The sequence below is a fragment of the Marinobacter sp. CP1 genome (assembly GCF_001266795.1).
In the GTDB taxonomy this organism is placed as follows: domain Bacteria; phylum Pseudomonadota; class Gammaproteobacteria; order Pseudomonadales; family Oleiphilaceae; genus Marinobacter; species Marinobacter flavimaris.
Window position 1 is genome coordinate 994,052 of sequence record NZ_CP011929.1, and the last position, 22,297, is coordinate 1,016,348.

Consider the following 22,297-nt stretch of genomic DNA (forward strand, 5'->3'; position numbering starts at 1 on the left):
ATTTAATCCCATTTTTTGGGGCTGTCCAGTTTTTGATCATGAAAATTTTGTGAACTTTATGGAGCAAAAAACGTAAATCTTTGAACGTTCAGCCAAAACAGGTTCATTACGATGTTGGGATTTTTGAAAGGCGATCCGAAGAAAAAACTGCAGAAACAATACGAGGCGAAGCTCGCCAAGGCACTGGATGCCCAGCGCAATGGCGATCTGAGAACTCATGGAACCCTCATGGAGGAGGCAGAAAAGATCTACGCCGAGATCCAGGCGCTGGACGAAAAGAAATAAGCGGGGGGAGCGTTTACTCCCCCATCAATTGCCGGATGCGGTGATTGAGGCGGGCCACTTCCCGACGCATTTCCTCCACCTCATCGAGCAGTTCCAGAGACATGGCCAGGCCGGGCAGATTCATTTTCAGGTCCCTCTGTAATCTCTGCGCTTTGCGCAATCGGCTCAGGGCAGCGACATCGAACTCCCATTGCCGTGCCTCCGGGTAATCTTCCAGCGGGGCAATGATCCCGTAGTCCACCAGTTTTATGACAAACTCGGCATGGCACTCGCCGCGCTCGCAGATTTCACGCAGGGTGAAGGTGCTGCCATCCTGGTCGACCACCTCTACCGTCAAAATATGATCCTGCTTGCTCATACCTTACTCCCGCTTACACGTGAAGCTTGCTGCGTGGATTGAAGTTTTTCTCTGCCTCGGCCAGTTGCTCGTAGAGCTTCTCGGCCTCGGCGCTGTGTTTCTCGGGCATGGCAATCTGCAGGATGACAATCTGATCGCCCGGGTGCTTGCCCGGGAAACCCTTACCCTTGAGGCGCAGCTTCCGTCCACTGGTGGAGCCCTTCGGCACCTTCACATTCACCTTTGAGCCAATCGTTGGCACGGTCACCGTTGCCCCCAGAGCGGCCTCCCAGGGGGCGATCGGAACCGTGACCAATACGTCCCGGCCCTCCACCGTGAAATGCGGGTGGGGTGCCAGCTCCACTTCAATGAACAGATCGCCCGGTTCTCCACCACCAGCGCCCGGCGCCCCCTGGCCTTTGAGGCGAATATGCTGGCCCTCGCGCATGCCTGCGGGAATCTTCACTTTCAGGGTCTTTTGCCGCGGCATCACCCGGCCATGCTCATCGGCCTCATGTACCGCGAAAGAAACCTGCTTTTCACAGCCGTGAAACGCTTCTTCCAGGAACAGCGCAATCCTGGCGTGCACGTCCTCACCGCGCATTCTCATGTTCTGGCGGAAACCGCCACCACCGTAGCCCCCGGAGAAACCGCCCTGGCGACCACCGCCGAATATCTCCTCGAAGAAGTCGCTGAACTGGCGCGCGTCGGCATCGGTATAACCTCCGCCACCGAAACCGGCACCGCTTTGCCAGCCCGGAGGCGGCTCGAAAGAACCATCCGCCCTGGCGCCGTATTTACGCAGCTGGTCGTACTCCGCGCGCTTCTCGGGATCTTTCAGTACTTCGTAGGCTTCACCCACTTCCTTGAATTTGGTGTCGGCGTCCTCTTCCTTACTGACATCCGGATGGTATTTCCGTGCCAGCTTTCGGTAGGCTTTTTTTATCTCCTCGGCGGAGGCAGACTCACTCACACCGAGCACGGCGTAATAGTCTTTGAAGTCCATCAGGATCCTCACCACTGGTTATTCTGCTGGGCGTACGCCCGCTTACTAACCACTATATTTGATGAGATTGGGGAAATTACAAGGGGAAGGTCGTTCGTACTTGAGGTGGGTCAGGCATTTGGGGCGGAGATCCGCCCCAAATGAATAACATAACTTACTTAACTTTCGGATCCAGCTCACCGGAGGCGTAACGCTCGAACATGCGCTCAAGGTTCACCGGCTTGATTTTGCTGGCGTTGCCGGCACAACCGAAGGCTTCGTAGCGTGCGATGCACACTTCGGTCATGGCCTTCATCGTTTCCTTGAGGAATTTGCGCGGGTCGAACTCGGCCGGGTTCTCAGCCAGGAAGCGACGAACGGCGCCAGTGCTGGCCAGACGCAGGTCGGTATCAATGTTGACCTTGCGCACGCCGTGCTTGATGCCCTCTACAATTTCTTCGACCGGCACACCATAGGTTTCCGGAATCTCGCCACCGTATTCGTTGATGATCTTCAGCCACTCCTGGGGTACGGAGCTGGAGCCGTGCATAACCAGGTGGGTGTCCGGGATGCGAGCGTGGATGGCTTTGATCTGGTCGATGGCCAGGATGTCGCCTGTGGGCGGACGGGTGAACTTGTAGGCGCCGTGGCTGGTGCCGATGGCAATGGCCAGGGCATCAACGTGGGTTTTCTTGACGAAGTCCGCCGCTTCTTCCGGGTCGGTCAGCATCTGGCTGTGATCCAGGGTACCTTCGGCACCGATGCCGTCTTCTTCACCGGCCTGGCCGGTTTCGAGAGAACCCAGGCAACCCAGCTCGCCTTCTACGGAGACACCGCAGGCGTGGGCCATTTCAACGGTGCGACGGGTAACATCAACGTTGTATTCGTAGTCGGTGGGGGTTTTACCGTCTTCACCGAGGGAGCCGTCCATCATCACGGAGCTGAAGCCCAGCTGGATGGAGCGCTGGCACACGGAGGGGCTGGTGCCGTGGTCCTGGTGCATGACCACCGGGATGTGCGGGAATTCTTCGATGGCCGCCAGGATCAGGTGGCGCAGGAAGGGGGCGCCAGCGTATTTGCGGGCACCGGCGGAAGCCTGGACAATCACCGGGGAGTCGGTTTTGTCGGCGGCTTCCATGATGGCGCGCATCTGTTCCAGGTTGTTGACGTTAAAGGCTGGCACACCGTAACCATGCTCGGCGGCGTGATCCAGCATTTGCCGCATCGAAATCAGGGCCATGGGTCGTCTCCTTCATTTGGACTTTGGGGATAGTTGGATTCTTTCAGTAACTCGTTACGCGCCGCGTTCTTCCAGCACCGCTACTGCCGGGAGCGTCTTACCTTCTACGAATTCCAGGAACGCGCCACCACCGGTAGAGATATACGAGATTTTGTCAGCAACGCCGTACTTGTCAACGGCGGCGACGGTATCACCACCGCCGGCGAGTGAGAAGGCGTCACTTTCGGCGATGGCATTAGCAAGCGCTTTGGTGCCGTTGCCGAACTGGTCGAATTCGAAAACGCCAACCGGGCCGTTCCAGAGGATGGTTTTGGCGTTTTTCAGCAGTTCAGCGAATTCGCCCGCGGTCTCTGGGCCCACATCGAGAATCATGTCGTCGTCGGTGACGTCGGCGATGTTCTTGGTGGTTGCGGTGGCGGTTTCTGCGAATTCGCTGGCAACCACCACGTCGACCGGCAGCGGGATTTCAACGCGGCTGGCGATTTCTTTGGCGGTGTCGATCAGGTCGTGTTCGCACAGGGATTTGCCAACCGGGTGACCAGCGGCCGCCAGGAAGGTGTTGGCGATGCCGCCGCCCACGATGATGGAGTCGCAAACCTTTTCCAGGGCGTTGAGCACGTCCAGTTTGGTGGAGACTTTGGAGCCGCCAACAATGGCCACCACTGGCTTGGCCGGGTTATCCAGGGCTTTGCCCAGGGCTTCGAGTTCGGCCGCCAGCAGCGGGCCGGCGCAGGCCTCGGGGGCGAATTTGGCTACGCCGTGGGTGGAGGCCTGGGCGCGGTGAGCAGTGCCGAAGGCGTCCATTACGTAGACGTCGCACAATGCCGCGTACTTCTTTGCGAGGTCTTCGTTGTCTTTCTTTTCGCCTTTGTTGAAGCGGACGTTCTCGAACAGGACGACTTCGCCATCGGCCACTTCAACGCCATCCAGGTAATCCTTGATCAGGCGAACTTCCTGGCCCAGTACTTTGGTCAGGTGGTCGGCGACAGGCTTCATGGAGGAGGCTTCGTCGTACACGCCTTCTTCCGGGCGGCCCAGGTGGGACATCAGCATGACTTTGGCGCCGGCGTCTTTAGCAGCCTTGATGGTGGGCAGTGAGGCGCGGATGCGGGCGTCGCTGGAGACTTTGCCGTCCTTGACCGGCACGTTCAAATCTTCGCGGATCAGCACTCGCTTACCGGCGAGGTTAAGGTCGGTCATTCTCTTGATGGCCATAACGTTCGTCCCTTCAACAAAATTTCAGATTAAGAATGTTTGGTTAACCAGCTTTTGCTGACATCGAGCATCCGGTTCGCGAACCCCCACTCATTATCGAACCAACACAGCACTTTCACCATGGTGCCCCCGGTGACCCGGGTCTGGCCGCCATCCACCACGCCGGAGTGGGCGTCGTGGTTGAAGTCGGAGCTGGCCAGCAGTTCGTCGGTATAGCCGAGTATGCTCTTTAACGGGCCGTTGGCGGCCTCTTCTAACAGGTTGTTCACCGCTGCCACGTTGGTGGCTTTGCCCACGTTCACCACCATGTCGATGGCGGAGACATTCATGGTCGGCACCCGCATGGCGACCGAACTGAACTTGCCTTCCATGCTCGGCAGCAACCGCTCAATACCTTTCGCAAGACCGGTTTCCACCGGAACGATGTTGTGCAGGGCGCTGCGGGTTCGTCGCAAATCCTGGTGGTGGTAGGCATCGATAACCGGCTGGTCATTCATGGCCGCGTGAATCGTGGTGGTACTGCCCTGCTGCACGCCAAAGGCGTCGTCCAGCACCTTGATCACAGGCACCAGGCAGTTGGTGGTGCAGGAGGCGGCTGCAACGATCACGTCTTCCGGTGTGAGATCAGCGTGGTTGACCCCGTAGACAACGGTGCGGTCCACATCGGACTCGGCCGGCTGCGAGAAGAGCAGGCGTCTGGCCCCGGAATCGATGTGCTTCTCGGCCGTAGCACGATCCGAGAAGGCGCCGGAACATTCCAGTACCAGATCGACATCAAGCAGGCGCCAGGGCAGCTCTGCCGGGTCAGCGTGACTCAACACGCGGATGGCATCGCCATTGACCATCAGGTCCTGACCCGATACCGAAATGTCACCCTGGAAACGCCCGTGGGTGGAATCGTATCGGGTCAGGTGGGCAATGGTGTCGATATCCGACAACTCGTTGATCGCGACCACCTGAAGGTGATCGCGGAAGCCGTTTTCATAAAGCGCACGCAACACGCACTGGCCGATTCGGCCGTACCCGTTGATGGCGACACGAAAAGGCGCAGAGTCCGTCATCAGGCGTCCAGAAGCTCAGCAGCCACTTCCAGGACATTGTCGACGGTAAAGCCGAATTCCTTGAACAGCTCACCGGCCGGGGCGGACTCACCAAAGGTGGTCATGCCGATGATGCGACCGTCCAGGCCAACGTACTTGTACCAGTAATCGGCAATGCCGGCTTCAATGGCGATGCGGTTGGTGACATCCAGCGGCAGGACCTGCTGCTTGTACTCGGCGCTCTGGGCATCGAACACGTCCGTGGACGGCATGGAAACCACGCGCACGTTCTTGCCCTGATCACGAAGCTGGGCAGCCGCATCCTGCGCCAGGCCGACTTCGGAGCCGGTGGCAATCAGGATCAGGTCCGGCGTGCCTTCGCTGTCTGACAGGATATAGGCGCCCTTGGCTACGTCCGCCAGCTGTTGGGCATCGCGCGGCTGTGCCGGCAGCCCCTGACGGGAGAAGACCATGGCGGTCGGGCCATCGGTGCGCTCAAGAGCTGCTTTCCAGGCCACTGCGGATTCAACAGTATCCGCCGGACGCCACATGCTCATGTTGGGCGTGGTGCGCAGACTGGCCATCTGCTCGATAGGCTGGTGAGTCGGGCCATCTTCACCCAGGCCGATGGAGTCGTGGGTGAACACGAAGATGGAACGCTGCTTCATCAGCGCAGCCATGCGCACGGCGTTGCGGCAATATTCCATGAAGATCAGGAAGGTCGCGCCGTAGGGCACGAAACCGCCGTGCAGGGCGATGCCGTTCATGATCGCAGCCATGCCGAATTCACGGACACCGTAATAGATGTAGTTACCGCTGGCATCTTCCTTGGTCAGACCCTTGGTGTCGGACCAGATAGTCAGGTTGGAACCGGCCAGGTCGGCAGAGCCGCCCATCAGTTCCGGCAGCAGCGGGCCGTAAGCGTTCAGAGTGTTCTGGGACGCCTTGCGGGAAGCCACAGTCTCGGCCTTGTCCTGGCATTCCTGGATGTAAGCCTGGGCCTTCTCGGCAAAGTCGGCGGGCAGGTCGCCAGCCATGCGGCGCTTGAACTCAGCCGCCAGTTCCGGCTCCGCTTTTTCGTAGGCGGCAAACTTCTGTTCCCACTCGGACTGGGCAGCGGCACCTTTTTCACGGGCGTTCCAGGCACTGGCGATGTCGGCCGGAATTTCGAACGGACCGTACTGCCAGCCCAACTGCTCGCGGGTCAGGGTGATTTCGTCGTCACCCAGGGGGGCACCGTGACAGCTTTCCTTGCCCTGTTTGTTCGGGGAACCAAAGCCGATGATGGTCTTGCAGCAGATCAGCGTGGGCTGTTCGGTGTTGGCACGGGCGGCTTCGATCGCGGCGCGAATGGCGTCAGCATCATGGCCGTCGACTGCGGGAATCACCTGCCAGCCGTAAGACTCGAAACGCTGCGGGGTGTTATCAGTAAACCAGCCATCCACTTCGCCATCGATGGAGATGCCGTTGTCGTCATAGAAGAACACAAGCTTGCCGAGGCCGAGGGTGCCTGCCAGGGAGGCAACTTCGTGAGAGATGCCTTCCATCAGGCAGCCGTCGCCGAGGAACGCGTAGGTGTAGTGGTCAACGATCTCGTGGCCCGGACGGTTGAACTGCGCTGCCAGGGACTTCTCGGCAATGGCGAAACCAACGGCGTTGGCAATACCCTGGCCCAGGGGGCCGGTGGTGGTTTCGATACCCGGGGTGTAGCCGTACTCGGGGTGGCCCGGCGTCTTGGAGTGCAACTGACGGAAGTTCTTGATGTCTTCGATGGAAACGTCGTAACCGCTCAGGTGCAGCAGGGAGTACTGCAGCATGGAGCCGTGACCGTTGGACAGCACGAAGCGGTCCCGGTTGGCCCACTGAGGGTTGGCCGGGTTGTGGCTCAGGTAATCGTTCCACAGAACCTCGGCGATATCCGCCATACCCATGGGCGCACCCGGGTGGCCGGACTTGGCTTTCTGAACCGCATCCATGCTCAGCGCGCGAATGGCGTTGGCGAGATCTTTACGAGACGGCATTGACGTTTCTCCAGTGTTTTGCAGGAAAAGAATTCGTAGTGATTAAAGGGCGATCAAAATGAGGCGCGTATTTTCGCCGATTAGTGTGTGCCGGGGCAAATCGGCATGTGCCTGTTTCACGATTGTTTGCCTGTGGATTTCCGAAAGGTCTGATTTCAAAGAACGATAAATCTATATCAAAATTTTTTGATATGCCTATTGATTGACCACCCGAAGCCCCCTACACTTCGTTTCCATGACATCCATGAACACATACGCCGATAACCTGTCCTCCGTGGACGCACTGGCCCCGATCTTCAAAGCGGGCGGGGATCCGTTGCGGCTGGAGATTCTGCGTGTGTTGAGACGGGATACGTTCGGAGTTCTGGAGCTCAGCCAGTTGTTTGATATGCGCCAGTCCGGTATGAGCCACCACCTGAAGGTAATGAACAAGGCTGGTCTGCTTGAGCCCCAGCGTGAAGGCAATGCGATTTTCTATCGCCGCCCGCTGCACCTGGACAGCGACAAGCCAACCGACCAGACCATCCGACAGATATTTGAAGCGGTAGACCGGGTGCCACTGCCACCACATCTGCAGGAGCGCATTGAGGCCATTCGCACTCAGCGCGCAGACCAGTCCCAGGCTTTCTTCGCCCGGCATGCAGAGCAGTTCCGCGAGCAGCAGGAACTGATCGCCGCTTTTGATCTTTACGCAGAGCCGGTCGCGGAAATGATCCGCAAACGGTCCCGCAAACATCAATGGCAGGCCGCACTGGAAATCGGCCCCGGCGAGGGTGCCTTCCTACCGGTTCTGGCAGAGCTTTGTGGGCATGTGGTTGCCCTGGATAACAGCCGGGACATGCTGGCCAAGGCCACCCGCACCTGCATTGACGAACGGCTGAACAACATCGACCTGATAGAAGGTGTTACCGACACCCTGCTGGCCAGGGGCGACGCCTTCGACCTGGTCGTTGCGAATATGGTTCTGCATCACGTGCCCAGCCCCGCTGACATCTTCCTTGATGCCGCGGCGTTGATGAACAACGGCGGCTGCTTCGTAATCAGCGACCTGTGCAGTCACGACCAGGACTGGGCAAAAGCAAACTGCGGTGATCTCTGGCTCGGGTTTGAGCCGGAAGAGCTCACCACCTGGGCCGCGGACGCCGGCCTGGTTGCCGGAGAACAGCTGTTTATCGGCTTGCGGAACGGGTTCCAGATCCAGGTTCGGGAATTCTGGAAACACAGCGGTCAGATTTGACGACCTGGATCGCAATATCAACAAATTTTGATATACGGATACGTAGTTTTACGTATCCTCACACAGACCAACAAACCGGATACCGGAAAGCGCTTTAAGAAAACCGCTTACCGGCCTGAATTTGAATCGCTCACAGAGGAGCATGCGCTATGGCTGACTACAACATCTTCACTTCCGAATCGGTCTCTGAAGGCCATCCGGACAAACTGGCAGACCAGATCTCTGATGCCGTGCTGGATGCCATCCTGACCGACGATCCCCATGCCCGCGTTGCCTGCGAGACCATGGTAAAAACCGGTGTGGCCATCGTTGGCGGTGAGATCACCACCAGCGCCTGGGTGGATCTGGAAGACCTGGTGCGCGGTGTCATCAAGGACATCGGCTACACCTCCTCGAAAGTGGGCTACGACGGCGACACCTGCGGCATCATCAACATTATCGGCAAGCAGTCCGTCGATATTGCCCAGGGCGTCGACCGCCAGAAGCCGGAAGACCAGGGCGCCGGCGACCAGGGCCTGATGTTCGGCTATGCCAGCAACGAAACCGATGTACTGATGCCGGCGCCAATCACCTTCTCTCATCGTCTGGTTCAGCGCCAGGCCGAAGCCCGCAAGAGCGGCCTGCTGCCGTGGCTGCGCCCGGACGCCAAGAGCCAGGTTACCTGCCGCTACGAAAACGGCCGGGTTGCTGGTATCGACGCAGTGGTTCTGTCCACCCAGCACGATGAAGACGTGACCCAGGAAGACCTGAAAGAAGCGGTGATGGAGCTGATCGTCAAGCACGCGCTGCCAGCTGAACTGCTGCACAAGGACACCCAGTTCCACATCAACCCGACCGGCAAGTTCGTGATCGGTGGCCCCGTTGGCGACTGTGGTCTGACGGGCCGCAAGATCATCGTAGACACGTACGGCGGCATGGCACGCCACGGTGGCGGTGCTTTCTCCGGAAAGGATCCGTCCAAGGTTGACCGCTCCGCCGCCTACGCCGGCCGCTACGTTGCCAAGAACATCGTCGCCGCCGGACTGGCTGACAAGTGTGAGATCCAGGTGTCCTACGCCATCGGTGTGGCGCAGCCGACGTCGATCTCCCTGAACACTTTCGGCACCGGCAAGATCAGCGACGACAAGATCATTGAACTGGTGCGCGACAACTTCGACCTGCGGCCCTACGCAATTACCAACATGCTCGATCTGCTGCATCCGATGTATCGGGCAACAGCCGCCTACGGCCACTTCGGTCGCGACCCCTATGAAATGACGGTTGGCGGCAAAACCTTTACCGCCTTCCCGTGGGAGAAGACCGATCGCGCCGCGGCCCTGAAAGATGCGGCTGGTATCTAAACCGATTTCGGGCGTATGTCATCAGGCATACGCCCAAGCCAAACTGATTGAACTGACAGGAGAACACCATGAGCACTCCCGCAGAAAAGCTGAACAGCTTTGACGACTACAAAGTTCGCGATATTTCCCTGGCCGGCTGGGGCCGCAAGGAAATCAACATCGCTGAAGGCGAAATGCCGGCCCTGATGAAGCTCCGCGAGAAATACAAAGCCGAGCAGCCGCTGAAAGGCGCCAATGTGATGGGCTGTATCCACATGACCATCCAGACCGCCGTGTTGATCGAGACGCTGATTGAACTGGGTGCGAACGTGCGCTGGTCTTCGTGCAACATCTTCTCCACCCAGGACCAGGCCGCTGCCGCCATCGCCGCGCAGGGCATTCCCGTGTTTGCCTGGAAGGGCGAAACCGACGAAGAGTACGACTGGTGCCTGGAGCGTACGGTCGGAGCCGATGTAGACGGCTGGGAACCGAACATGATTCTGGACGACGGCGGCGATCTGACCGCCCTGCTCCATGAGAAGTACCCGGAAATCCTGGCTAACTGCCACGGCGTGACCGAAGAAACCACCACCGGTGTGCATCGTCTGCAGGAAATGCTGCGCGAGGGCACTCTGAAGGTGCCGGCCATCAACGTGAACGACGCGGTCACCAAGGCCAAGAACGACAACAAATACGGTTGTCGCCACAGCCTGAATGACGCCATCAAGCGCGCTACCGACCACCTGATGGCAGGCAAGAAAGCCCTGGTGATTGGCTATGGTGATGTAGGCAAGGGCTCTGCTGCTTCCCTGCGCCAGGAAGGCATGATTGTAAAAGTGACCGAGGCCGACCCCATCTGTGCCATGCAAGCCTGCATGGACGGATTCGAAGTTGTGTCTCCGTACATTGACGGCGTGAACACCGGTACCGAGTCTGCCGTGAACCGCGACCTGCTGCAGAACACCGATCTGCTGGTCACCACCACCGGCAACATGAACGTGTGCGACGCGCACATGCTCAAAGCCCTGAAAAGCGGTGCTGTGGTGTGCAACATCGGTCACTTCGACAACGAGATCGATACCGCCTACATGCGCAAGAACTGGGAATGGGACGAGGTGAAGCCGCAGGTGCACGTGGTGTACCGCGACAAGGCCACCAACGACCACCTGATCCTGCTGTCCGAAGGCCGCCTGGTGAATCTGGGCAACGCCACCGGTCACCCGTCACGGATCATGGATGGCTCCTTTGCCAACCAGGTTCTGGCCCAGATGTACCTGTTCGAGCGCAAGTTCGCCGATCTGCCGGAAGATGCCCGCGAGAAAGGCGTATACGTTCAGGTTCTGCCCAAGCACCTGGACGAGGAAGTGGCCCGGGCCATGGTGGAAGGCTTTGGTGGCGTGATCACCAAGATGACTCCGGAGCAGGCGAAATACATCGGTGTACCGGTCGAAGGCCCGTACAAGCCAGAAAGCTACAAGTACTGATCGGGTAAACAGATGCAATCCCAGAAACAGTTCAAGCGTCGTTTCAGCTTTGAGTTTTTCCCGCCCAAGACCGACCAGGGCAAGGAAAAGCTGCAGAACGTGCGCAACCAGCTGGCCGAGGTGAATCCGGACTTTTTCTCCGTCACCTTCGGCGCCGGTGGTTCCACCCGGGACCGCACCATCGAGACCGTGCTCAACCTGCATAGCCAGGGCATTTCCACGGCACCTCATCTTTCCTGCGTCGGGGGCACCCGCCAGGAAATCGGGGAGCTTCTGGATCTGTACCGGGAGCACGGAATCAACCGGATTGTCGCCCTACGGGGCGACATGCCCTCCGGTATGGGTGCCGCCGGTGAGCTGCGCTACGCCAACGAGCTGGTGGAGTTTATCCGTGAGCACAGCGGCGATACGTTTAACCTGGAAGTAGCCGCGTACCCTGAGTTTCATCCTCAGGCCCGCAACGCCGAAGAAGATCTGAAGAACTTTGCCCGCAAGGTTCAGGCCGGTGCCAACAGCGCCATCACCCAGTACTTCTTCAACGCGGACAGCTACTTCTACTTCATCGACCGGCTGGAGAAAATGGGCGTTACCATTCCGGTGGTCCCGGGCATCATGCCCATCGTCAATTTCTCCAACCTGGTTCGTTTCTCGGACATGTGCGGCGCGGAAATTCCTCGCTGGATTCGCAAACAGCTCGAAGCCTACGGCGACGACAGCGATTCCATCCGCAAGTTCGGTGAGGAAGTGGTCACCGAGATGTGCGAGAAGCTGTTGAAGGCCGGCGCGCCGGGATTGCATTTCTATACCCTGAACCAGGTGGAACCCAGTATCAGCATCTGGAAGAACCTGGGCATCAGTGAGCGGGAGAAGATTGCTTTCTGATGTAGTTTGCTGGTGTCGGATTACGGCCCGTTGGGCCTAATCCGTATATGGTCTCCTCCCCGTTTGCAAGGTCTCAGCACTCAATGTCAGGGACAGGTTTGCGCCCGTATATCCGGCCTGTTTGATGAGGCGGCTTTGTCGCCTCTGGCCTTGATGGAAGATCCGCGCCTGCCGTCCTTATCGACCTAACGGCCTCTGGGGCCCTTGGATTAGTCAGGTTTTCGGCAGGCCGGTCTGACCTGTTATGCCATCGATTGCTGTGACCCTCGCAACCTGCGGGAAGGGTAACCGCTTTACTTTCCGACGTCGCGTCGGTGATTTAGCTCAGTCAATCCCTGACTTATTCATACCGCCAGCCGTTGCTCCGATGGCTGGTAGTGCTCGCCTCGGGCGATAATCACCCAGGCAATGCGAACCAACTTGTTGGCCAATGCGACGGTTGCCTTGTTGAACCCTCGCTCTGCCTTGAGTCGCTGGATCCATCGGCTGAGGCGGTCCATTTTCCCGTCCGCACGGGCAACCACCGCTCTCGCCCCGTGAACCAGTTGGGCGCGTACGTACGGGTCGCCTCGCTTGCTGATTCCCAGTAAGACGTCTTTGCCCCCGGTGCTGTTCTGACGGGGGATCAGGCCCAGCGCTGCGCCAGCGTCTCGGCCTCGCCGGAATTGGCGGCCATCACCCATCCAGCCCTTCAGCAGACTGGCGACGACTTCACCAACGCCCGGTATCGCTTGCAGGCGCCGACAGGTCTCATCCTGTCTCGATCTCTGCTTTACTTGTTGGTCGTACCAGGCCAGTTCCTGCTCTACTTCCAGAAAACGCTGATACTGGCGGTGCAACAACTGCCGGGCCCGCTCGCTCAACCCGTTGTCAGCGTCTTCCAGTGCCAGTGGCAGCTCCCGGCGCAGCGCCGCTATTCCCTGGGGCATGATCACACCGTACTCGGCCAGCAATCCTCGAAGCTGATTGCTGATTCGTACCCGATCCTTGCTCACGCCCTGGCGCAGCTTGTGCAGCATCTGATCATCCTGCTGCTCGACCTCTTTGATCGGCACCGGGCGAATTCGCCCATGTTCACTGGCCTCCGCAATGGCCTGAGCATCGTTGTAATCGTTTTTCTGACCTCGAAGATAGCCCTTCACATGTTGAGGCGGTAACAACTCAACCTGATGCCCTAACGCTCGTATCTGGCGAGCCCAATAGTGCGAGCTCCCACACGCCTCAAGAGCGACTGTGCAAGGCTCCAAACGCACCAGCTGCTCCAGCAACTGCTTGCGGCGCACTTTGCGCTTCCACCCGCTGTGACCTTTAGGGCCCAGCCCAAAAAGGACAAACGTGTTCTTTGCGAGATCAATGCCAACCGTTGTAACCTTACTCATGGTCTCCTCCCACTCGTTTCTGATAGGAAAATTCTCCTTCCCTATCCTGGCGCATTGCGACGCCGATTAGGAGGGGAGGAGACCATCTCATCGACCTACAGTACTCCTGGCAACCGGCAATGATTCTGGGTTGGCTTTGTGTCGGATTACGGCCCTTCGGGCCTAATCCGTATATGGTCTCCTCCCCGTTTGCAAGGTCTCAGCACTCAATGTCAGGGACAGGTTTGCGCCCGTATATCCGGCCTGTTTGATGAGGCGGCTTTGTCGCCTCTGGCCTTGATGGAAGATCCGCGCCTGCCGTCCTTATCGACCTAACGGCCTCTGGGGCCCTTGGATTAGTCAGGTTTTCGGCAGGCCGGTCTGACCTGTTATGCCATCGATTGCTGTGACCCTCGCAACCTGCGGGAAGGGTAACCGCTTTACTTTCCGACGTCGCGTCGGTGATTTAGCTCAGTCAATCCCTGACTTATTCATACCGCCAGCCGTTGCTCCGATGGCTGGTAGTGCTCGCCTCGGGCGATAATCACCCAGGCAATGCGAACCAACTTGTTGGCCAATGCGACGGTTGCCTTGTTGAACCCTCGCTCTGCCTTGAGTCGCTGGATCCATCGGCTGAGGCGGTCCATTTTCCCGTCCGCACGGGCAACCACCGCTCTCGCCCCGTGAACCAGTTGGGCGCGTACGTACGGGTCGCCTCGCTTGCTGATTCCCAGTAAGACGTCTTTGCCCCCGGTGCTGTTCTGACGGGGGATCAGGCCCAGCGCTGCGCCAGCGTCTCGGCCTCGCCGGAATTGGCGGCCATCACCCATCCAGCCCTTCAGCAGACTGGCGACGACTTCACCAACGCCCGGTATCGCTTGCAGGCGCCGACAGGTCTCATCCTGTCTCGATCTCTGCTTTACTTGTTGGTCGTACCAGGCCAGTTCCTGCTCTACTTCCAGAAAACGCTGATACTGGCGGTGCAACAACTGCCGGGCCCGCTCGCTCAACCCGTTGTCAGCGTCTTCCAGTGCCAGTGGCAGCTCCCGGCGCAGCGCCGCTATTCCCTGGGGCATGATCACACCGTACTCGGCCAGCAATCCTCGAAGCTGATTGCTGATTCGTACCCGATCCTTGCTCACGCCCTGGCGCAGCTTGTGCAGCATCTGATCATCCTGCTGCTCGACCTCTTTGATCGGCACCGGGCGAATTCGCCCATGTTCACTGGCCTCCGCAATGGCCTGAGCATCGTTGTAATCGTTTTTCTGACCTCGAAGATAGCCCTTCACATGTTGAGGCGGTAACAACTCAACCTGATGCCCTAACGCTCGTATCTGGCGAGCCCAATAGTGCGAGCTCCCACACGCCTCAAGAGCGACTGTGCAAGGCTCCAAACGCACCAGCTGCTCCAGCAACTGCTTGCGGCGCACTTTGCGCTTCCACCCGCTGTGACCTTTAGGGCCCAGCCCAAAAAGGACAAACGTGTTCTTTGCGAGATCAATGCCAACCGTTGTAACCTTACTCATGGTCTCCTCCCACTCGTTTCTGATAGGAAAATTCTCCTTCCCTATCCTGGCGCATTGCGACGCCGATTAGGAGGGGAGGAGACCATCTCATCGACCTACGGTTCTTACCAGCCTTCGTAGGTTGGATTAGGTCCGAAGGACCGTAATCCAACACCCGTCCTGAGCCGCCAACCTCCCCGCCAAGCATTTGATTTCCTGTGCACATCTGCGTAATAGTCTAAAGTGTATGTGATGCAGTTCCATCAACGCTCCCCGGAGATCGCAGTCAACAGCAGTGATTGGTCCGGCTTGCCTTACCGGGCAAATGGAGCCTCATAAGAAAGAAAAGGAGAATGTATGAGCACGAAGTGGCTGAAGACCGTAAGCGCCAGTCTGGCACTGACCGTTGCCGCAGGAACCGTCAGCGCAGAAACCCTGCGCGTCGTCACTGACCCCAGTTTCGTTCCGTTTGAAATGATGGACCAGGAGACCGGTGAGATGATCGGTTTCGACATGGAAATCATCCGCGAGGTGGCCGACCGTGCCGGTTTCGAGATTGACCTCAATACCATGGATTTCAACGGCATCATACCGGCCCTGCAAACCGGTAATGTAGACATTGCCATTGCCGGCATCACCATTACCGAAGAGCGTGAAGAGATCGTCGATTTCTCAGACCCGTACTACGATTCGGGTCTCCGTATTCTGGTTCGCGAGAGTAACGGCGATGTCAGCGAATTCGACGACCTCGAAGGCAAGAAAATCGGCACCAAGATCGGCAGCACCAGTTACGATTACCTGGTCAAGAACCTGGAAGCCGATGACGGCGTAACCCCCTACCCGGGCAGCTCCGATATGTACATGGCGCTGATGTCACGCTCCATCGATGCTGTTTTCTACGATGCCCCGAACGTGGGCTACTTTGCCCGCACCAAGGGTGAAGGCAAGGTAAAAACCGTTGGCCCGCTGTATGAAGGCCAGCAATACGGCATCGCCCTGAAAAATGGCAGTGAGTGGGTTGATGACGTTAACGACGCCCTCGCCGCAATGAAGGAAGATGGTACCTACAAAACCATCTACGAGAAGTGGTTTGGCCCAATGCCCGAGGGCATGTAAGGGCTCCCGGACCCCAGTGGTCTGATTCCCTGTGCCGGGGCACCATTGCCCCGGCAATTCGTGACTCCAAAACTCTGCGGAGACTTTCACTGTGGAATTCCAGTTTCAGTTCGACTGGCAGGCAGCCATCGACTCCATCCCTTTTCTGATAAAAGGGATCCCCTACACCCTGCTGATTTCCTTCGGCGGTCTTCTTATCGGTTTTGCTCTGGGCATTGTCTTTGGCCTGCTGAGCATCAACAAGAAGTGGTTCCTGCGGTGGCCGGCAACCGCCTACATCGAAATCTTTCGTGGCACTCCGATCCTGGTCCAGGTCCTGTTCATTTTCTACGGCCTGCCCGACCTTATCGGTGGCCCCATTGATCCCCTGACGGCCGGTATTGCGGCCATCGCCCTGAACTCCGGCGCCTACATTTCCGAGGTGGTTCGCGGTGGCGTACAGTCCATCGACAAGGGCCAGACCGAAGCCGGGCTTTCCCTGGGGCTGTCCCGTAACCAGACATTCTGGTCTGTCGTCTGGCCCCAGGCCTTCCGCCGGATGATTCCGCCGCTGGGTAACCAGGCCATTGTCAGCATCAAGGACACATCTCTATTCTCGGTGATTGGCGTTGGTGAACTGGTCCGTCAGGGTCAGATTTACATCGCCAACACCTTTACCGCATTTGAGGTGTACTTTGTGGTGGCGATCCTCTACCTGGCCATCACCCTGTCCCTGTCCATCATTCTCCGCTTCGTTGAGCGGCGCGGACTGGCTTCTGTCTGAAGGAACGTTACCCATGACTCAGATTGTAAAAATGAAGGGCATGAACAAGTACTTCGGGAAACTGCATGTCCTTAAAGATATTGACCTTACCGTTGAACAGGGCGAAGTGGTGGTTATTATCGGCGCCAGCGGCTCCGGCAAATCCACCCTGATTCGCTGTGTGAACGGCCTTGAAGAATATGAATCCGGAACACTGGAAGTGGACGGCCAGCAGCTCGCGCCCAAGAGCGGCAACCCGAAAGCTCTGGCTGAAATCCGCAAGGAAGTCGGGATGGTATTCCAGCAGTTCAACCTGTTCCCTCACCTCACCGTGAAGAGAAACATCATGCTGGCGCCCAAGAAGGTCAAGGATGCTCCGGAAACCGTTGCCAACGCCACCGCAGAGCGTTTGCTAAACCGGGTAGGCATCGGCAACCAGGCCGACAAGTACCCCAGCCAACTGTCCGGCGGCCAGCAACAGCGGGTCGCGATCGCCCGGGCCCTGGCCATGGAACCGCGCCTGATGCTGTTCGACGAGCCAACCTCAGCCCTGGACCCGGAAATGATCGGTGAAGTGCTGGACGTTATGCGGGAACTGGCCAAGGAAGGCATGACCATGATGGTCGTCACCCACGAGATGGGCTTCGCCCGGGAAGTGGCCGACCGCGTGATCTACATCCACGAGGGCCAGATTGTGGAACAGGGTAAACCGGACGATGTGTTCGACAACCCTCAGAACGAGCGCACCCAGGCGTTTCTTTCGCGGGTGTTGGCGCACTGAGCCAAACCCAGCTTTGAAAGCCTCCGCTTGCGGAGGCTTTTTCCTGAATGCCCGCCGGCGAACTGCAAGTTCCGGAGGAGGGAGAGCAAGTGGAGGAAGTAACCTAGCCTGTCTGCATACTGATCGCCTGCAGTACCGATAATTGCAACCCGCTCGGGGTGCAACCTGTAAGGATTAATTACAAGCTCCTCGGGAGGGCAATCGGCAGGCGCAATCATACCCGCCGACGAGCCCGAGATCGCTAATGGGCGTGCATTCCGGCAAACTCGAGAATCCTGTCTTTTTCAGTGTGCAGAGTTATCTCGATACCGTCGCCCTCCAGGTTGGCAAGGGTTTCCTCGAAAGCCTCTACACGAAGGTCATTAACCTGTCCAGGCTCCGGGCCTTTAACCGGAAATAACACGGGGCCTTTCAGCAGATGCCGCTTGCGGAGCTGATCCACTTTCAGCTTCCACTTGCCACCATGTTCGATAATGGCCGTGGAATCGGTCTGCCCCAGGAACAGGGGCTTGATTACCCGAATGGCCTCGTTGTCCTTTTGCTCAACGAAGGGGAAGGTGACTCCGTATAGCTGATCTTCGATCCGACGCTTGGTAAAACGCTTTGCCAGATCCCGCTGTTCCAGGAGTTGCTTGATGCCCTTCTCGAGAATGGTCTCCTGATATTCCCTGGTGACGAAGTTCCGGCCAACGTAATATTCGTAGAGCTCAGCCAGTGTTTGCTCTGGATTCTCCGCCAGCACTGCCCGCTGCTCGCTGAAACGAACGATGGTTTCACGGGGTCGGATCAGTTCCTGAAACAGACCTTTGTGAAATCCATAATCCCGGTCGTTGTCACCAAACTCGCCGACCTGGTCTTTGAGCATGCCCTGTACTCTGCGCAGCTCAGCATCCAGATTCGCCATGGTTTTGAGGTACAGTCCCCGGTCCAGCTCCTCAAAGAACTGGGTGATACGGGCATGCTTTTTCCGAAGCAGTTTAAAGCCCAGGTAGCGGGTTTTCGGTGCCCACAGCAAAATACCGACGTTGGCGAACTCGCCCGTCTCGATATAAGGCATAAACCGCACGATGGCGTATTGGCACGCTGTCCTGGTCATTTCCGGTTCCAAAAGTTGTCGCTACGAAAACGCTGCAAGTGTGTCAGGAATGAATCCGGATCAAAGTCCAGTTTCATCGTCATCTCAGAGTCTATGTAAAACCACTCCTCGGGAATGGCCTGGATAATGCCGTCCCACTCCCTCAAAGCCTGTTCCAGCCTTTCAGTATAGTGCTGGCGCTCAATCAAGTCATCGAACACATCTGGCACGCTGTCCTTGAAGGCGTGATACCGAAAAAATTGGTCGGCATCGAAATCAGGGTCGAACGCCTGGTTGTGGTCAATGACCACGAGGCGCTGAGTTTCCGCATCCCAGAACAGATTGGCGTTTCCGCCGTTTTTCGTCAATTGACGATCAACGTTCGATATCCACCAATCGAAAACGAGGAGAGAGCCACGCATTTCCGATGGGACATCATGAATCTGGGAGAAAGCCAACTCCGTTATCCTCTGCTCCACGGATCCAAAAGCCGGGCCGCGACCCAACGCAAGCGCATCTTCCGCTGATAATACATCGGTTAACTCGTCGGGAACATCGACAAGTCTGAACGGAGCTACGGGAATTCCCATGGCCAGAGCGAGGTTGCCAGAGATCCATTCGTTAATCTGACTCTGTCTGCCCGCCCCGCTGCCTTTGACGAAATAAATCTCTCCATCGTCGCCCCTGCAGATGAACGGCAGAGTCATGCCGTGTTCCGAGCGGCGCAACACCTCGACGATCTCGACTTCATTGGGAGGCAAACTGGACACAGGTGTGAAATTCCCTTTTTCTCGGTAGTAACCACGGTACATCTTGTTGCTGACGGTCACGGTAGAACGACCCAACCGTATCCCATATTCTCTTCTTGTGGAAGCGCAGATAAACCGGCAAGTTTATTTGATCAGTAATCGCATTGCGGCACACAAGGATACATAACTGACTGTAATTTCATGCACTTATAATTTCACCGCAAATCAAAGTCGGCCTAAACAAGACTTCGATAGAATATATAGCCAGAAAACCATGATCCGCATCCACTGCACAAAGAAACTTGATACGAAGCTGCCGCTGGATTCGTCCGCTCGTCTCAAACGCAAACTGCCGATCCCACATGCCGCTAATGACGAGCCTGAGAGCCCGCTTAGCGGCTGGCACGCCAACCTGCTCACAATCCAGCGCCGCAACTGCGTGTTTTTTGTTCACGACAGCACCCGCTTTCCGTTGCTGGCAACCTGCCTGACAAAACCGGACTTCGCGGAGCTGGACTGGTGGTTTCAGGATGCATTGATGAACACGCTGCTCAAGTCCGGCGCGAATCAGGCACAGATGGACGCTGCCGAAAGCGCCCTCGCAGAACTGGTTTGCGACTTGGAGTGCGACCGTTCCGTGCAGGCGACCATGAACCGGATGGGGCAGGATCTTGAGCATCAGATCTGGTATAACCGGCTCTCAATCAGCGATCTTGCACCCTACAGAACTGGCGCGTGGCTGGCGGAAAGGCCCTGCACGGTTAAGGGAGTCAAAGGCGCGATCTGGCCGCAGCGGGAGATGTTGGCGTTGTTGGATACCATTAATCGATAGCGCTTTGTTGTCTTAACTGCGCCTGCAATCGATGATCGATCCGCCCTGCTTCTCGCACCATATTCACGCCCATGCTTACTCGGGCCACGTCCATTAGATCAGCCGGAATCGCTCGCTTCTGTGTTTCGGAGAACCAGGCAAGGACATCACACAGATGCCAGATTGCTGACGCGCCCTCATGGACCGGCATTGGAAAACTGGCCAGATGGGTTTGAATGAGCTTTCGCATGTTCTGGCGGGAAAACATCAGCAGGCTCGCCATGTCGGAAATACCCACAAAATCCGGCCCGGCCTCCACCAGGCGGGCCTCAGGAACCGCCCGTTGCACATCCTGCAGCGCGCTCAGCATGGCTTGTTCTGCTGACTCGGCCTCGCGTGTAAAGTTCAGAGCGAGCCGGCCTTTTTGGCCGAGGCCGATGATGGCGTCGTCGCATCCCGCTTGAGACAATGAGCTCTCGAGCTGGTCATGTGCAAAGTCTTGTGGAACTGAATATTTAAGCGTGAAGTCGTATTCACGATTCATGGTCTTCAACTCCGTTAGCGAGTCAGTTCTGCACAGGCCAGCGCCGCTTCTATATCTTTGTTCGCATGTCTCTTGCGGGGCACTCGTGCCATTCCTTGGGCAAATCATATACAGCAAGGTTGTCATATGACAACCTTGCTGTATCGAAAAGTTAGGCCGGATTGAGCTTCGTGAGATACCGGCGCGCCACCTTGCCAAAGATCAGCAAGCACACGAGGGTCTGCAATAGAACGGCAACCGCAAAACCGATCATCACAAGGCCCATTGGAAGCTCTGAGATAACTATCATGAGGTCATCAATCACAGGGGCATCGGCTGAAACGAACAGCAGAGCGATGAGGGAAATGAAAGAGACAACCAGCGCACTGATGTTCACAGAGACGGACATCATCCAGTTCTCCCGGAGCGTCGGCGCCCTACCAAACGCCGAAACCGATGCGGCCATTGCGCCATAGGCGGCACCGATCATCGCCCCGATTTGCACGCCGGAATTCATATCGATGTTGAATACCTCACCGATCGTAATAATGCAGAGCTGGAGAGCGGCGTAGAGGCCGGTAAAGTTGAGAATTGTCTTTGTGATCATATTTAAGCTTCCTTGCTTTTTTGGTTTTTAATTTATTGGCACGTTCTCAAGAACTTCAAAATCTCAGACACTTGCGCTGCGGCAGATGCCGGCAAGCCCAGCAGTTTGCCATCGGCGGGAGCGCTTCATTCAGACTGCATTAATACACCTGCCACCAGAACAACGGCGAGCGTTCCATACATTGACAGAACAGGAACGAGACACCACGCTTGCCAGAGCTTTGGCAGCGGAACATCTGGGTCGCCCAACGTCGATGCTCGCCTGTGCCAGAAACGAGACGAACAATTACGGAAAACAAGGAACGCAAAGACATGGCTGCACCTGACGAGACGACCGACAAGCGCCTCTGACCAGATCTGGCTGATACTGGAAAGACTGCCAGAATGCGTCGCGACTCGTTGTTCTATTTTTTTGGCATAACGAAACCCCGTGGTCACGATCACAAAGATGAACAACAGGTTCAGCAGAATGCCTCCAGCCACCACATGTGCTGGAAAGATTCGCCATTCATCACTCACGGTTGCTCGCCCCATAGCTCGGTTTTGTAAGAGAAAAAAGGGGCTGTTCACAGCGGGCGACTTTTCACTCAACAATCACCAAAAAAATTGCCGACAACGCAAAGATCATTGCGCAGACAAAAGTAAAGCTGACAGGGATAAGCGCCCACAGCTTTAAATTCCTGGGAGTCGCCTTATCCTCTGTACCCATTCGCAACGCAACTTTGCTACCGATCACAGGGAGATTCCTGTAGGTGAAAAAGGCCCAGACGTTCATGGCACGAATCCACCTTCCCCAGGGGCCATCGCCCCACAGAATTTTTGTCATATCCAGGTAGGCGCCGGGCGCGGCAATCTTGGCCTCTACCACGCGTATCCTCGAAAACGCTACTGTCACTGTAAACAGTATTCCCAGTAAGCCGCCTATCATGGAGGCAATCCCCAAGAACGCTGAAATAACTGTGAGTGCCTCGATCATCAGCAATGAC

General features: G+C 57.2%; 23 protein-coding genes. 9 read left to right on the forward strand and 14 right to left on the reverse strand.

Translation table 11 applies throughout. The features are described from left to right. The first annotated feature begins 111 nt into the window (after window positions 1–111). The gene (locus tag ACP86_RS22590; protein ID WP_008175274.1) at window positions 112–285 is read left to right on the forward strand and encodes a DUF6435 family protein; all 174 of its coding nucleotides are present in this window, start codon (window positions 112–114) and stop codon (window positions 283–285) included. A gap of 13 nt (window positions 286–298) precedes the next feature. Here the strand turns inward: ACP86_RS22590 and ACP86_RS04740 are convergent, their stop codons facing one another. From ACP86_RS04740 to tkt, 6 genes are all read right to left on the reverse strand, one after another. After that, a complete protein-coding gene (locus ACP86_RS04740; RefSeq protein ID WP_053112922.1) occupies window positions 299–643 on the reverse strand; it encodes a chaperone modulator CbpM in 345 nt (114 codons plus the stop codon). Between the two features lie 13 nt (window positions 644–656). Next, window positions 657–1,628: a DnaJ C-terminal domain-containing protein gene (locus ACP86_RS04745; RefSeq protein ID WP_053112923.1), complete on the reverse strand. Its 972-nt coding sequence runs from the start codon at window positions 1,626–1,628 to the stop codon at window positions 657–659. 154 nt (window positions 1,629–1,782) lie between these two features. Next, complete coding sequence (fba, locus tag ACP86_RS04750) at window positions 1,783–2,847, reverse strand: class II fructose-bisphosphate aldolase (RefSeq protein ID WP_048496096.1); 1,065 nt, start codon at window positions 2,845–2,847, stop codon at window positions 1,783–1,785. A gap of 54 nt (window positions 2,848–2,901) precedes the next feature. After that, window positions 2,902–4,062, reverse strand: a complete 1,161-nt coding sequence (locus ACP86_RS04755; protein WP_053112924.1) for a phosphoglycerate kinase — start codon at window positions 4,060–4,062, stop codon at window positions 2,902–2,904. Window positions 4,063–4,091: 29 nt separating this feature from the next. Continuing rightward, window positions 4,092–5,123, reverse strand: coding sequence for a type I glyceraldehyde-3-phosphate dehydrogenase (gene gap, locus ACP86_RS04760; protein WP_008175297.1), 1,032 nt, complete (start codon window positions 5,121–5,123; stop codon window positions 4,092–4,094). Beyond that, entirely contained in the window at window positions 5,123–7,123 is a 2,001-nt protein-coding gene (gene tkt, locus ACP86_RS04765; protein ID WP_053112925.1) for a transketolase, read from the reverse strand. The genes gap and tkt overlap by 1 nt, the downstream gene beginning before the upstream one ends. A gap of 235 nt (window positions 7,124–7,358) precedes the next feature. On the opposite strand from tkt, the gene ACP86_RS04770 reads away from it, so the two are divergent. From ACP86_RS04770 to metF, 4 genes are all read left to right on the forward strand, one after another. Continuing rightward, on the forward strand, window positions 7,359–8,360 hold the full coding sequence (locus ACP86_RS04770; protein ID WP_039882088.1) for an ArsR/SmtB family transcription factor: 1,002 nt from the start codon (window positions 7,359–7,361) through the stop codon (window positions 8,358–8,360). Between the two features lie 149 nt (window positions 8,361–8,509). Beyond that, on the forward strand, window positions 8,510–9,700 hold the full coding sequence (metK, locus tag ACP86_RS04775) for a methionine adenosyltransferase (RefSeq protein ID WP_053112926.1): 1,191 nt from the start codon (window positions 8,510–8,512) through the stop codon (window positions 9,698–9,700). A 68-nt stretch (window positions 9,701–9,768) separates the two neighbouring features. After that, on the forward strand, window positions 9,769–11,163 hold the full coding sequence (ahcY, locus tag ACP86_RS04780; protein WP_008175303.1) for an adenosylhomocysteinase: 1,395 nt from the start codon (window positions 9,769–9,771) through the stop codon (window positions 11,161–11,163). A 12-nt stretch (window positions 11,164–11,175) separates the two neighbouring features. After that, on the forward strand, window positions 11,176–12,045 hold the full coding sequence (gene metF, locus ACP86_RS04785; RefSeq protein ID WP_053112927.1) for a methylenetetrahydrofolate reductase [NAD(P)H]: 870 nt from the start codon (window positions 11,176–11,178) through the stop codon (window positions 12,043–12,045). Between the two features lie 344 nt (window positions 12,046–12,389). Here metF and ACP86_RS04790 read toward each other — a convergent pair whose 3' ends face one another. Together ACP86_RS04790 and ACP86_RS04795 are read right to left on the reverse strand one after the other, a co-directional pair. Then, window positions 12,390–13,424 (reverse strand): IS110 family transposase, encoded by a 1,035-nt coding sequence (locus ACP86_RS04790; protein WP_008172057.1) that lies wholly within the window; start codon window positions 13,422–13,424, stop codon window positions 12,390–12,392. A 470-nt stretch (window positions 13,425–13,894) separates the two neighbouring features. Beyond that, window positions 13,895–14,929 carry an IS110 family transposase gene (locus ACP86_RS04795; RefSeq protein ID WP_008172057.1) on the reverse strand — a complete coding sequence of 345 codons (1,035 nt, stop codon included), beginning with the start codon at window positions 14,927–14,929 and terminating at the stop codon, window positions 13,895–13,897. 336 nt (window positions 14,930–15,265) lie between these two features. On the opposite strand from ACP86_RS04795, the gene ACP86_RS04805 reads away from it, so the two are divergent. The 3 genes from ACP86_RS04805 (at window position 15,266) to ACP86_RS04815 (ending at window position 17,547) form a co-directional block, all read left to right on the forward strand. Further along, window positions 15,266–16,024 carry a transporter substrate-binding domain-containing protein gene (locus ACP86_RS04805; protein ID WP_053112929.1) on the forward strand — a complete coding sequence of 253 codons (759 nt, stop codon included), beginning with the start codon at window positions 15,266–15,268 and terminating at the stop codon, window positions 16,022–16,024. A gap of 91 nt (window positions 16,025–16,115) precedes the next feature. After that, a complete protein-coding gene (locus ACP86_RS04810) occupies window positions 16,116–16,787 on the forward strand; it encodes an amino acid ABC transporter permease (RefSeq protein WP_053112930.1) in 672 nt (223 codons plus the stop codon). A 13-nt stretch (window positions 16,788–16,800) separates the two neighbouring features. Then, a complete protein-coding gene (locus ACP86_RS04815) occupies window positions 16,801–17,547 on the forward strand; it encodes an amino acid ABC transporter ATP-binding protein (protein WP_053112931.1) in 747 nt (248 codons plus the stop codon). 241 nt (window positions 17,548–17,788) lie between these two features. Here the strand turns inward: ACP86_RS04815 and ACP86_RS04820 are convergent, their stop codons facing one another. Continuing rightward, window positions 17,789–18,643 (reverse strand): DUF3037 domain-containing protein, encoded by an 855-nt coding sequence (locus ACP86_RS04820; RefSeq protein ID WP_075267582.1) that lies wholly within the window; start codon window positions 18,641–18,643, stop codon window positions 17,789–17,791. Beyond that, window positions 18,640–19,452 (reverse strand): HipA domain-containing protein, encoded by an 813-nt coding sequence (locus ACP86_RS04825; protein WP_227507821.1) that lies wholly within the window; start codon window positions 19,450–19,452, stop codon window positions 18,640–18,642. Before ACP86_RS04825 ends, ACP86_RS04820 begins: the two co-directional genes overlap by 4 nt. 193 nt (window positions 19,453–19,645) lie before the next feature. Here ACP86_RS04825 and ACP86_RS04830 point away from each other — a divergent pair, with 193 nt between their 5' ends. After that, the gene (locus tag ACP86_RS04830) at window positions 19,646–20,203 is read left to right on the forward strand and encodes a DUF6933 domain-containing protein (protein WP_053112933.1); all 558 of its coding nucleotides are present in this window, start codon (window positions 19,646–19,648) and stop codon (window positions 20,201–20,203) included. On the opposite strand, the gene ACP86_RS04835 is transcribed toward ACP86_RS04830, so the two are convergent. From ACP86_RS04835 to ACP86_RS04845, 4 genes are all read right to left on the reverse strand, one after another. Further along, the gene (locus tag ACP86_RS04835) at window positions 20,193–20,726 is read right to left on the reverse strand and encodes a hypothetical protein (RefSeq protein ID WP_053112934.1); all 534 of its coding nucleotides are present in this window, start codon (window positions 20,724–20,726) and stop codon (window positions 20,193–20,195) included. The genes ACP86_RS04830 and ACP86_RS04835 overlap by 11 nt on opposite strands. A 151-nt stretch (window positions 20,727–20,877) precedes the next feature. After that, window positions 20,878–21,312 carry an ABZJ_00895 family protein gene (locus ACP86_RS04840; protein WP_053112935.1) on the reverse strand — a complete coding sequence of 145 codons (435 nt, stop codon included), beginning with the start codon at window positions 21,310–21,312 and terminating at the stop codon, window positions 20,878–20,880. A 125-nt stretch (window positions 21,313–21,437) separates the two neighbouring features. After that, window positions 21,438–21,830 carry a hypothetical protein gene (locus ACP86_RS22595; protein ID WP_141201836.1) on the reverse strand — a complete coding sequence of 131 codons (393 nt, stop codon included), beginning with the start codon at window positions 21,828–21,830 and terminating at the stop codon, window positions 21,438–21,440. Between the two features lie 64 nt (window positions 21,831–21,894). Next, window positions 21,895–22,287 carry a hypothetical protein gene (locus ACP86_RS04845; RefSeq protein ID WP_053112936.1) on the reverse strand — a complete coding sequence of 131 codons (393 nt, stop codon included), beginning with the start codon at window positions 22,285–22,287 and terminating at the stop codon, window positions 21,895–21,897. Window positions 22,288–22,297: the final 10 nt, after the last annotated feature.

Coding starts and splice junctions, on each gene's coding strand:
- ACP86_RS04820 (WP_075267582.1), bottom strand. CDS start 18,643: ATGACCAGGACAGCGTGCCAATACGCCATCGTGCGGTTTATGCCTTAT.
- ACP86_RS04840 (WP_053112935.1), bottom strand. CDS start 21,312: ATGATCACAAAGACAATTCTCAACTTTACCGGCCTCTACGCCGCTCTC.
- tkt (WP_053112925.1), bottom strand. CDS start 7,123: ATGCCGTCTCGTAAAGATCTCGCCAACGCCATTCGCGCGCTGAGCATG.
- ACP86_RS04845 (WP_053112936.1), bottom strand. CDS start 22,287: ATGATCGAGGCACTCACAGTTATTTCAGCGTTCTTGGGGATTGCCTCC.
- ACP86_RS22590 (WP_008175274.1), top strand. CDS start 112: ATGTTGGGATTTTTGAAAGGCGATCCGAAGAAAAAACTGCAGAAACAA.
- ACP86_RS04745 (WP_053112923.1), bottom strand. CDS start 1,628: ATGGACTTCAAAGACTATTACGCCGTGCTCGGTGTGAGTGAGTCTGCC.
- ACP86_RS04815 (WP_053112931.1), top strand. CDS start 16,801: ATGACTCAGATTGTAAAAATGAAGGGCATGAACAAGTACTTCGGGAAA.
- ACP86_RS04830 (WP_053112933.1), top strand. CDS start 19,646: ATGATCCGCATCCACTGCACAAAGAAACTTGATACGAAGCTGCCGCTG.
- ACP86_RS04805 (WP_053112929.1), top strand. CDS start 15,266: ATGAGCACGAAGTGGCTGAAGACCGTAAGCGCCAGTCTGGCACTGACC.
- ACP86_RS04795 (WP_008172057.1), bottom strand. CDS start 14,929: ATGAGTAAGGTTACAACGGTTGGCATTGATCTCGCAAAGAACACGTTT.
- ACP86_RS04770 (WP_039882088.1), top strand. CDS start 7,359: ATGACATCCATGAACACATACGCCGATAACCTGTCCTCCGTGGACGCA.
- ACP86_RS04755 (WP_053112924.1), bottom strand. CDS start 4,062: ATGGCCATCAAGAGAATGACCGACCTTAACCTCGCCGGTAAGCGAGTG.
- ACP86_RS04790 (WP_008172057.1), bottom strand. CDS start 13,424: ATGAGTAAGGTTACAACGGTTGGCATTGATCTCGCAAAGAACACGTTT.
- metK (WP_053112926.1), top strand. CDS start 8,510: ATGGCTGACTACAACATCTTCACTTCCGAATCGGTCTCTGAAGGCCAT.
- ahcY (WP_008175303.1), top strand. CDS start 9,769: ATGAGCACTCCCGCAGAAAAGCTGAACAGCTTTGACGACTACAAAGTT.
- ACP86_RS04740 (WP_053112922.1), bottom strand. CDS start 643: ATGAGCAAGCAGGATCATATTTTGACGGTAGAGGTGGTCGACCAGGAT.
- fba (WP_048496096.1), bottom strand. CDS start 2,847: ATGGCCCTGATTTCGATGCGGCAAATGCTGGATCACGCCGCCGAGCAT.
- gap (WP_008175297.1), bottom strand. CDS start 5,123: ATGACGGACTCTGCGCCTTTTCGTGTCGCCATCAACGGGTACGGCCGA.
- ACP86_RS04835 (WP_053112934.1), bottom strand. CDS start 20,726: ATGAATCGTGAATACGACTTCACGCTTAAATATTCAGTTCCACAAGAC.
- metF (WP_053112927.1), top strand. CDS start 11,176: ATGCAATCCCAGAAACAGTTCAAGCGTCGTTTCAGCTTTGAGTTTTTC.